9 protein-coding genes, 1 tRNA gene and 1 rRNA gene are annotated in these 9,789 nt (G+C 70.0%); 8 read left to right on the top strand and 3 right to left on the bottom strand.

Annotated elements, in window-relative coordinates; genetic code table 11:
• Positions 1 to 45 precede the first annotated feature (45 nt).
• The 3 genes from rrf to B140_RS0110755 all read left to right on the top strand — a co-directional run bounded on the left by rrf (position 46) and on the right by B140_RS0110755 (position 4,512).
• Positions 46 to 164, top strand: a 5S ribosomal RNA gene (gene rrf, locus B140_RS0110770).
• 1,054 nt (positions 165 to 1,218) lie between these two features.
• Positions 1,219 to 1,959, top strand: coding sequence for an ABC transporter ATP-binding protein (locus B140_RS0110760; RefSeq protein ID WP_018119360.1), 741 nt, complete (start codon positions 1,219 to 1,221; stop codon positions 1,957 to 1,959).
• Positions 1,960 to 1,962: 3 nt separating this feature from the next.
• Positions 1,963 to 4,512 (top strand): ABC transporter permease, encoded by a 2,550-nt coding sequence (locus tag B140_RS0110755; protein ID WP_040426501.1) that lies wholly within the window; start codon positions 1,963 to 1,965, stop codon positions 4,510 to 4,512.
• A 36-nt stretch (positions 4,513 to 4,548) separates the two neighbouring features.
• Here B140_RS0110755 and B140_RS12635 read toward each other — a convergent pair whose 3' ends face one another.
• Positions 4,549 to 4,872, bottom strand: coding sequence for a FluC/FEX family fluoride channel (locus tag B140_RS12635; RefSeq protein WP_018119358.1), 324 nt, complete (start codon positions 4,870 to 4,872; stop codon positions 4,549 to 4,551).
• The gene (locus B140_RS0110745) at positions 4,869 to 5,207 is read right to left on the bottom strand and encodes a fluoride efflux transporter family protein (RefSeq protein WP_018119357.1); all 339 of its coding nucleotides are present in this window, start codon (positions 5,205 to 5,207) and stop codon (positions 4,869 to 4,871) included. The genes B140_RS12635 and B140_RS0110745 overlap by 4 nt, the downstream gene beginning before the upstream one ends.
• A 136-nt stretch (positions 5,208 to 5,343) precedes the next feature.
• Between B140_RS0110745 and B140_RS0110740 the strand changes: the two genes are divergently transcribed.
• The 4 genes from B140_RS0110740 (at position 5,344) to B140_RS0110725 (ending at position 7,560) form a co-directional block, all read left to right on the top strand.
• Positions 5,344 to 6,069 (top strand): DsbA family protein, encoded by a 726-nt coding sequence (locus tag B140_RS0110740; RefSeq protein ID WP_026166250.1) that lies wholly within the window; start codon positions 5,344 to 5,346, stop codon positions 6,067 to 6,069.
• Between the two features lie 157 nt (positions 6,070 to 6,226).
• Positions 6,227 to 6,299: transfer RNA gene (locus B140_RS0110735), tRNA-Ala, on the top strand.
• Between the two features lie 56 nt (positions 6,300 to 6,355).
• Entirely contained in the window at positions 6,356 to 6,790 is a 435-nt protein-coding gene (locus B140_RS0110730; protein WP_018119355.1) for a pyridoxamine 5'-phosphate oxidase family protein, read from the top strand.
• Entirely contained in the window at positions 6,790 to 7,560 is a 771-nt protein-coding gene (locus B140_RS0110725; RefSeq protein WP_018119354.1) for a fructosamine kinase family protein, read from the top strand. The genes B140_RS0110730 and B140_RS0110725 overlap by 1 nt, the downstream gene beginning before the upstream one ends.
• Here the strand turns inward: B140_RS0110725 and nadE are convergent.
• Positions 7,557 to 8,393, bottom strand: a complete 837-nt coding sequence (gene nadE / locus B140_RS0110720; RefSeq protein ID WP_018119353.1) for an ammonia-dependent NAD(+) synthetase — start codon at positions 8,391 to 8,393, stop codon at positions 7,557 to 7,559. The genes B140_RS0110725 and nadE overlap by 4 nt on opposite strands.
• A 52-nt stretch (positions 8,394 to 8,445) precedes the next feature.
• Between nadE and B140_RS0110715 the strand changes: the two genes are divergently transcribed.
• A complete protein-coding gene (locus B140_RS0110715) occupies positions 8,446 to 9,783 on the top strand; it encodes a sugar porter family MFS transporter (protein ID WP_342341595.1) in 1,338 nt (445 codons plus the stop codon).
• Positions 9,784 to 9,789: the final 6 nt, after the last annotated feature.

Here is a 9,789-nt window from a genome sequence, read left to right as displayed (position 1 = left end):
TGTCTGGCATGACACGCCCCCTGGTTTGGGTGGGGTTGTGGTTGTGTTGGTGGTTGATGGTGGTGGGGAAACGCCCGGTCCCTTTTCGAACCCGGTAGCTAAGCCCATTTCATGCTGATGGTACTGCACTCGTTGGGGTGTGGGAGAGTAGGTTGCCGCCAACACTAAAACTTCATCAAAAGGGTGGGGTAGGGAAACTCGTGATGGTTTCCCTACCCCCCTTTTTTTGTGTGTATAGGTGCGCGTGTCGGGGGCGCCGGGGGCACCACACCAAGCAAGGGGGCAGCAGGGGGGGGGGCAACCCAAACCCACCCATCATTCCCCTCCGCCGTGCTATGTGCAACTGGCCGAGAATAACCGCGTACCCCGTACAGGGTAGATTATGGGGGAAAGACCGTCTTATCACGGAGAGGTACGCAGCTAGTGTCTGATAAAAAGCCCCAGGGGTCCTCGCGGATACCGGAGGTCAATTCCCATAACCCGGTGTGGCCGAGGCGTTCCTCCGCGAAGGGTGAGGAGTCTGCCACGAAGGGGGAAAAGGTGGTGTGGCCGCAGGTGCGCCCGGCGGCCCCGCCTCCGGGGAAGAAGCCCGCTCAACCCGAGCCGCAGGAGAAGGCCCCCGAGGAGAAGCCGGGCTCCCAGCCGGTGCCGCCGAAGAAGAATATCCCGGCCAAGGGATGGCCGCAGGTGCACCGCGCGGGCGAGGAACCGGCCAAGGGCGCGCCGAGCGAGTCCGCTCGGTCGAAGGAACCTGCGAAGGGCCAGCGGGAGGCAGCCCCGACGAAGGCCGCCCCCGCCGCGAAGCGCGAGGAGCCCAAGGGCGCCGCGATCAAGGCGAACGCCGGAGCGGCGTGGCCCAAGGTCAAGCCTGCCGGGGAGGAGTCCCCGAAGCAGCACAAGCCCGCGGCCAGCCCGGGCTCGGCAGCGAAGAAGCAGACGGTGAAGAAGCAGGCGGAGCAGCCTGCCAGGCGGAAGGAGGCGCGCCCCGCAGCGTCGGAGGCTGTGTCGGAGCCCGCATTGGGGGCGGAGTCGAAGGCGGCGTCGAAACCGTCCGCGAAGCCGGCGGAGGCCCCCCAACAGGCGGCGCCCGCGAAGCAGCCCCCGAAGCAGGAGGAGCCTCCGAAGCCGCAGCAGCCTGCGGCGCGGGCCAAGCGCGCCCCGTCCACGCCCTCGGTGGCCTCCTGGCTGCAGCGCCCGAAGTCCTCGGTCAAGCCACACATGGCGGTCAGCGGGGCGGACGCGGCGCGGGCGGTGGACCTGTTTAAGCAGTATGGCGAGGGCGATACCGCGGTGGTGGCGCTGGACCACGTGAGCGTGGCGTTCCGCCGGGGGGAGTTCACGGCGATCATGGGGCCCTCGGGCTCCGGAAAGTCCACGCTCATGCACTGCATGGCGGGCCTGGATGCGGCCACCGGCGGTCAGGTGCTGGTGGGGAGCACGGACCTGTCCACGCTGGACGATAAGGGCATGACGGATCTGCGCCGGGATCGGCTGGGGTTCATCTTCCAGTCCTTTAACCTGGTTCCCACCCTCACGGCGGCGGAGAACATCACCCTGCCCATCGACATCGCGGGGGGCGAGGTGGACGAGGAGTGGTTCGAGGAGATCACGCAGCGCCTGGGGCTGACCGAGCGCCTGGGCCATCGCCCCTCGGAGCTCTCGGGCGGGCAGCAGCAGCGCGTGGCCTGCGCGAGGGCGCTGGTCTCGCGTCCGGAGATCATCTTTGGCGACGAGCCCACGGGCAACCTGGACTCCAACTCCTCGGCGGAGGTGCTGAACATCCTGCGCACCTCGGTGGATCAGGATCAGCAGACCGTGGTGATCGTGACGCACGACGCCCGGGCGGCGTCGTACGCGGATAAGGTGATCTTCCTTGCGGACGGTGCGATCGTGGACGAGCTCGCCAAGCCGTCCATCGACCAGATTCTTTCCACCATGGCCGGAATCGAGCGTGGGTAGTTCATGGAGTTAAAGAATCGCACGATGTGGAAGGTGAGCGTGCGCACGGTGGCCGCGCACAAGCTCCGGATCGCGCTCACGGTCCTGGCGGTGGTGCTGGGCACGGCCTTTATCGCCGGCGCCCTGATGTTCACCCACACCCTCTCCAAGGGCTACGATTCCATGCTCGCCACGGAGTATGACGGGGTGGACGTGGTGCTCAGCGCGGGGGAGGGGCAGCGCGGCATCTCCTCCACCACGCGCGACGTGATCGCGGAGGACCCGAAGGTCTCCGGGGTGAACGTGAGGGAACGCACGCCGGTGGTCCTGGGCAACGGGGAGGGGGAGTCCCTGGGTTTTAGCGGCCGGGCGACGCTGAGCCCCTGGTACGGCGCCTCGGACACGGTGCGCCAGCCGGAGGAAATCGCGGAGGGCGCGGAGCCGAGCGGCGGCGGCGAGGTCATCATCAACAAGAAGGCCTTGGAGGCTCTCGACGTCGCGGTGGGGGACGCGCTCACGGTGGTGGACGCGCAGGGGCGCCACGAGGTGGAGATCGTGGGCGTGTACGAGAAGGCGGCGGACAGCACGAGCATCGCCGCGCTGCGCATGGAGGAGTCGGCCTACCTGGATGACTTCACCGAGGGCGGCTACGCCAACGCCCTGCTCGTCAAGGCGGCGGAGGGGGTCAGCACGGACGAGCTGATGTCGCACATCTCCTCGGTGTACACGGACGTGGAGGCGGAGACGGGGGCCAATCTCGCTCGGGAGGAGAGCGAGTCCATCAAGTCCACCCTGAGCTTTGTCAATTACTTCCTCGTGGCCTTCGGGCTCATGGCCCTGCTGGTGGGGACGTTCCTCATCGCCAACACCTTCTCCATGATCGTGGCCCAGCGCACCAAGGAGTTTGCCCTGCTGCGCGCCGTGGGTGCGACCCGCAAGCAGATCACCCGCTCGGTGGTGGCGGAGGCCGCGCTCATCGGCGCGGTGGGCTCGCTGGTGGGCGTCGTGGTGGGCGCGCTGCTGGTGGCGGCGATCAAGGCGGTGCTGTCCTCCGGGGGGATGTCCATGCCCGAGTCCGGCCTGGGGGTGAGCCTGAAGTCCATCGTGGTGCCCCTGATCGTGGGCGTGGCGGTCACGGTGCTGTCCGCCTGGATGCCCGCCCAGCGCGCGGGAAGCATCAAACCCGTGGAGGCCATGCGGGTCACGGAGTCGGCGGCGCCGAGTTCGTTGCGCACGCGCAGCCTCGTGGGCGCGGCCCTCGGCGGCGCGGGCGTGCTGCTCGCCCTCGCGGGCGCGCTGCTGGGCGCGAGCACCGGGGTGCGCGTGCTCCTGGTGGGCCTGGGCGGCCTGGGCGTCGTCATGGGGTACTTCCTGGCGGGGCCCGCGATCGCGCTGCCCACCCTGCCGTGGCTGGGCGGCCTGCTGGGCAAGCCCTTTGGGATGGTGGGGCGGCTGGCGGCCACCAACTCCGCGCGGCACCCGCGCCGCAGCGCCACCACGGCCTTTGCCCTCACACTCGGCGTGGCCCTGGTGACCTCCATCGGAATGTTCGGGGCCACGGCGAAGTCCTCGGTGTCGGATACGTTTAACGAGAGCATGCAGGCGGACTTCCGCCTGATGGGCCCCACCACCACGAACTTCCCGTTGCCCGCCGACGCCGTGGAGGACGCCTCCAACACCGACGGCGTGGGGAGCATGGTGGAGACGTACCTGGTGCCGCTGAAGGTGGACGGCGTGTGGGGCATTCCCTTTGCCGATTACACCCTGGCCATCTACGGAAAGCTCAATGAGAGCACCGGAAAGACGGCGGTGGAGGGCAGCCTGGACCTCAGCGGCGAGGGCTTTGCCGCCTCCGAGACGCAGGCCAAGACGATGGGCTGGTCCGTGGGCGATACCGTGGAGGTCAGCGCGGAGACGAGCAACGCCACCACCGAGGCCACCCTCGTGGGCATCTACCCGGATGACGGTAACTTTGGCTCGGTGCTGGTGGCCAAGCAGACCGCCGAGAAGCTGCTCTCCTCCTCGGACATGCTGCTGCAGAGCGTGGACGTCATCAGCGACGGCTTCGTCTCCCACGACGACCTGCGGGAGAACCTCGAGGAGTCCATGAAGGACTACCTGGTGGTGCAGGTCATGGACGCGGACGACCTCGCGGGGGAGATCCAGAAGGCCATGGACCAGATCCTCAACGTCCTCTACGCGCTGCTGGCGCTGGCCGTGGTGATCGCCATCCTCGGCATCGTCAACACGCTCACGCTCAACGTGATCGAGCGCCGCCAGGAGATCGGCATGCTGCGCGCGGTGGGGGTGCAGCGCGGCCAGGTGCGCATGATGATCGTGCTGGAGGCGGTGCAGGTGGCCGTGTTCGGCGCGGTGGCCGGCATGCTGATCGGGCTGGGCCTGGGCTGGGCCTTCCTCACCATCCTGGAGGAGCAGGGGCTCGGTGGGGTGCAGGTGCCGGTGCTGCAGATGTTCCTCATGGTGCTGGGCTCGGCGGCGGTGGGCGTGCTGGCGGCCCTGTGGCCCGCGCGCTACGCGGCCGCGACGCCCCCGCTGGAGGCCATCGCGGAGTAACCCCGCAGGGGGATCTTTCGGAGGGCCGGCGCGGCGCTACCGGCCCAGGATCAGCAGGAGCGCACAACCTGTAAGGAGGGTGGCCCCCAGGTAGGCCCCCGCCTGCGGGGCCCCGCCGGTTCTCAGCGCGCGCCCCAACTCGGCGGCCAGCGTGGACCAGGTGGACAGCGCCCCGGCCAGGCCCGTGCCGCAGGCGGCGGCGAGAGGGCCGCCCGCGTGCAGGCTCAGCGCCAGGATCGCGCAGGCCAGCGCGTTGGCGCACCACGTCCCGCGCCATCCCCCGGGGTAGCGACCGAGCGCGTAGCGCCCCGCCCCGCCGAGGAACGCCCCCGCGGCCACCGCCGCGAACGTGGCCATCATGGGCGTCGGCCCGCCGCGCCGCGGGCGGCCAGGGCGTCCCCGAGCAGCCAGGCGCCCACGCAGCCCAACGCGGTGGCGGCGAGGTAGAGGGCGGCGTCGTCCCACGGGGCGCGCACGAGCACTAGGGCGAAGGCGGAGAAGCTGGTGTACCCGCCGAGCACGCCCATGCCCAGGAAGGGTCCGGGGCGCCAGGCCCCGTGGAGGAAGCAACCCAGGACGTTGACGGCCAGCAGCGTCCACATCGAGCCCGGCGGTCCGATCATCATGGTGGACGCAAGGCGCGCGGCGGCCCCGAGGGCCGCGCCCGCGCCCACCACGGCGGCGTTGCGGAACATGCCTGCATGATAGCGCCCTAGGATTGTCCTGTGAATCCCGCCGGGGCCGGGTCTGAGCGGGGGCTCGTCCGTTAAGCTACATGGGTACGTTCGCGTCGGTGGGCGCGTCAATCCGCTGTAAAAGATAGGGATTACTGTGAGCAACACCGTGAAGTCTCCGAATGAAAAGGGTAACGGCTTTGTATGGGCCGTCGTGGGCATCGTCGTGATCGCGGCGGTGGTCGTGTGCTACATCGTGATCAACGGGCAGAACTCCAAGCGCGAGGCCAGGATCGACGAGGTGGCCTTTTCCACGGAGTGGGACGGCAATAAGATCACGCTCAAGGGGGAGGGGGCGGACGAATCCACCCCGGTGGCCGACCTGTACGAGGACTTCTCCTGCCCCCACTGCGCCACGCTCGCGGAGGCGGACCGGCAGGACATGCGCGAGGCCGTGAGCAACGGCGAGCTGGTGGTGAACATCCGCCCGCTCGTGTTCATGGACCGCGAGCAGAAGGACGGCAACTCCCACCGAGGCCTGGCCGCCGCGCTGGCGGCGGTGGCCTCCCAGGAGGACGCGGATGAGGGCCTGTACTGGAACCTGCGCAACTACATCTTTGAGAGCCAGGCCGATATTTACAGCACCAACTGGGACTACGAGAAGTACGCCGAGGCCGCCAAGGAGCTGGGGGCCTCGGAGGAGGTCGCCTCCGCGATCCGCGAGGGCAAGTACGAGAAGCAGGTGGAGGAGATCGGCGCGGCCAACGCCGCCGAGCTGGAAAAGACGGAGGCCGGGGTGTCCTCCCCGCGCATCTTCATCAACGGCGAGGAGAAGCCGCTCGGCAACGACCTGGAGTGGGTGAACAAGTACAAGGCGGAGTAAATCCGCCCCTTGCGCGCCCGCGCTTCAGGCGAACCCGCTGGCCCCCGAAAAGACGGTGGTGACCAGCGGGTTTGGTGCTTTTAGGGGATCGGGGTACATTAATCCTCGTTCGCATGAAGCGCTCGGGCCACACGGTACGGCGCTGCGATAACAATGCGGGGCTATGGCGCAGCTGGTAGCGCACCACACTGGCAGTGTGGGGGTCACGGGTTCGAATCCCGTTAGCTCCACTCCTCATCCACCCGGGCTTATAAGTCCGGGTGGATTTTCTTATAGAATGAGGGGCATGACGAACCATGCCACCGATTCCTCCGGTATCCGAGTCCTCTCCCCCTCGGAGTGCCTGGACCGCCTCCGCAGCCTCTCGCTGGGGCGCCTCGTGGTCAAGCGCAGCGAGGACATGGACATCTTCCCCATCAACTACGTCGTGGACGAGCACGGCGAGATCTACTTCCGCACCGCCGAGGGGACCAAGTTCTTCAGCCTCAACCTCAACCCCGAGGTGCTCTTCGAGGCGGACGAGGTGGAGGAGGGCCGCGCCTGGTCCGTGGTGGTGCGGGGCACGGCCACCCCGCTCAGCGGCAGCGCGGAGATCGAGTACGCCGACTCCCTCCCGCTGCGCCCCTGGGTTCCCACCCTCAAATACAACTACGTGCGCATCACGGCGAGCGAGATCAGCGGCCGCGCCTTCCTCCTGGGCGAGGAGCCGGAGCGCTACTGATGCCGCAGGCGGTGCGCAAGAGGCCGGGGCAGCCCCTGTCCGCCCGCGCCGAGGCCGCGGGGCTGCGCTGGCTGGCGGAGGCCAGCGATCGCGTGGCCGCCGTGGTGGAGGTCAGCGACGAGGAGATCGCCACCCGGCGGGTGCCTCCGGGGCGGCCGACGCCTCCCGCGGCCCGGCTCGCCGGGGCGGAGCTGGCGCGCATCCACCGGGCGGGGGCGGAGGCCTTCGGCTGCCCGCCGCCGGGCTGGGAGGGGCCCAACTACATCGGCACCCAGGAGCAGGAGTGCCGCCCGGAGGCCTCGTGGGCGCGGTTTTATGCCGAGCAGCGCGTGCTGCCCTTCGCGCGCCGGGCGTATGCTGCGGGGAACCTCGACGCCGAGGGCTGGGCGCTGGTGCGCCGCGCGTGCGCGGCGATCCCTAGGATCATGCGGGCGCGCGGCTGGGAGAGCGCCCCGGCCCGGATTCACGGGGACCTCTGGGCGGGCAACCTGCTCTTTGGCGCGGATGGCCCGGTGTTCATCGACCCCGCCGCCCACGGCGGGCACCCGGTCACGGACCTCGCCATGCTCGCGCTCTTCGGCGCGCCGTACCTGGAGGAGATCTTTGCCGGGTATCAGGGGGAGGCGAGCCTGCCGGGGGACTGGCGCGATTCCCTCCCCTTACATCAGCTTCACCCCCTCGCGGTGCACGCGCTCACCCACGGGCCGGGCTACGCCCCCGAGCTGTGCGCGGCGGCGCGGGCCACGCTCGGGCTATTGCCGGGCGACTAGGCCGGCGAGCCGCGCCACCAGGAGTCCTCCGGGGTGGCGGGCAGGTGCCGCTTGTGCTCGCCGGAGCGCCACAGGCGCTCGATGCGCTCGGCGGCCTCCTCGGGCACGGCGCGGCCCTCCAGGTAGGCGTCGATGTGCGCGTAGCTGACCCCCAGAGCCTCCTCGTCGGGCAGCGCCGGGCGCTCCTCCTCCAAGTCTGCCGTGGGGACCTTGGTCCAGGTGGAGGAGGGGGCGCCGAGCTCTTCGAGGAGGCGCGCCCCCTGGCTCTTGGTCAGCCCGGCGAGGGGGAGAAGGTCCGCCGCGCCGTCGCCGTGCTTGGTAAAAAAGCCGGTGAGGTTCTCCGCCGCGTGGTCGGTGCCGATCACCAGCAGCCCGCGCTGCCCGGCCACCGCGTACTGGGCCACCATGCGCTGCCTGGCCTTGACGTTGCCCGCGTGGAAGTCGTCCAGCCTGTCGAGCCCCAGGGCGGCCGCCGCGCCCCGGGCGGCGGCGTCGGCGGCCTCCTTGATGTTGATGGTGGCGCGGTGATCGGGGCGGATGAAGTCCAGGGCCGTCTGGGCGTCGGCCTCGTCGGCCTGCACCCCGTAGGGCAGCCGCAGGGCCCAGAACTCCGCCGGGCGGGCGCGCTCCACGGCGAGCTGGGCGAGCCTGCCCGCCAGGGTGGAGTCCTGCCCCCCGGAGATGCCCAGCACGAATCCGCGCGCCCCGGTGGCGCGGAGGTAGTCCACCAGGAAGGTCACGCGCCGCTCGATCTCTTTTTCTGAATCGATCAAGGGGCGGGTATGCAGGGCGGAGACGATCTTCTCCTGGAGCGGACGGGGTGCGGCGGGCATGGGCTTTGCCTTCCTTCGGTGACAGGATGGGCGGGTGCGTGAACAAACTTATGTGCTTACTGTAGCGCTCGTGGCGGCCTTCGGCGGGCTGCTCTTTGGGTATGACACCGGCGTGATGGCCGGGGCGCTGCTCTTCCTCTCCCCGGAGTTCGGCATGACCGCCTACCAGGAGGGGCTGGTCACCTCCGCGCTGCTGGCCGGGGCCGCCCTCGGCGCGGTGGGCTCCGGAAGCCTGGCGGCGGCGCTGGGGCGGCGCGCCGCGCTGGTGCTGGGCGGGGTGATCTTCGTGGCGGCCTCGCTGGGCTGCGCGGCGGCCACCGGCGCGCCGAGCATGGCGCTGGCCCGCCTGGTGCTGGGGTTGGCGGTGGGCATGGTCAGCATCGTGGTGCCCATGTACGTCTCGGAGATGGCGCCCGCCGACGTGCGCGGGCGCATGGTCTCCCTGAACACGCTGATGATCGTGGTGGGGCAGCTCTCGGCCTACGTGGTCAACTCCTCGGTGGCCGCCACCGGCAACTGGCGGCTCATGCTCGGGCTGGCGGCGGTGCCGGGCGCGGTGCTCGCGCTGGGCATGCTGGCCCTGCCGGACACCCCGGCCTGGTACGCCTCGCGGGGGCGTATCGACGCCGCCGAGCGCACCGCCGCGCGCGCCGGGCTGACGCTGGACGACCTGGGGGTGGGGCGCGGCGAGGAGGGATCGCGCGGCGCGGGCGCGCAGTGGCGCGCGCTGCGCCGCGAGCCGTGGCTGGCCGCCGCCGTGGGGGTGGCGCTCGCGGTGGGCGTGATCCAGCAGATCACGGGGGTGAACGCGGTGGTGTACTTTGCCCCCACGATGATGAACAGCGTGGGGATTCCCGTGGAAAGCTCCGTGCACACCTCCCTGGTGATCGGCGCGGTGAGCGTGGCCTCCTGCTACCTGGGGCTGCGGATCGTGGACCGCGTGGGGCGCAGGCGGCTGCTCACCGTGGGCCTGGCGGGCAACGTCGCCGCCCTGGCGGGGCTGGCCGTGGCGTACTCCTACGCCCAGGACTACGTCCCGGCGGCGTGGCTCTCCCTGGGCATGATGGCGCTGTTCATGGTCTCCCAGCAGGCGGCGGTCTCCCTGACCACCTGGCTGCTCATCTCCGAGTTGGTGCCCATGCCGGTGCGCGGCGTGGGGATGGGCCTGGCCGGGGTGGCGCTGTGGCTGGTCAACTGGGCGGTGGCGCAGTTCTTCCTGCCGGTGGTGGAGGCCGTGACCGGGCCGGGGGCCTTTGCGATCTTTGCGGCGCTGGGGGTGGGGGCGCTGATCTTCGTGCGCCGCTGCGTGCCGGAGACCACCGGCCGCAGCCTGGACGAGGTGGGAGAGATATTCCGGGAGCGTTTTGGCGCTCCCGCCGCCGTGCGGTAGTATTTC

Origin of the sequence: Corynebacterium mastitidis DSM 44356 (genome assembly GCF_000375365.1) — a bacterium.
Classification (GTDB): Bacteria; Actinomycetota; Actinomycetes; order Mycobacteriales; family Mycobacteriaceae; genus Corynebacterium; species Corynebacterium mastitidis.
Note: the sequence above shows the minus strand (reverse complement) of the source record. Positions and strands in the feature narration are given on the sequence as shown.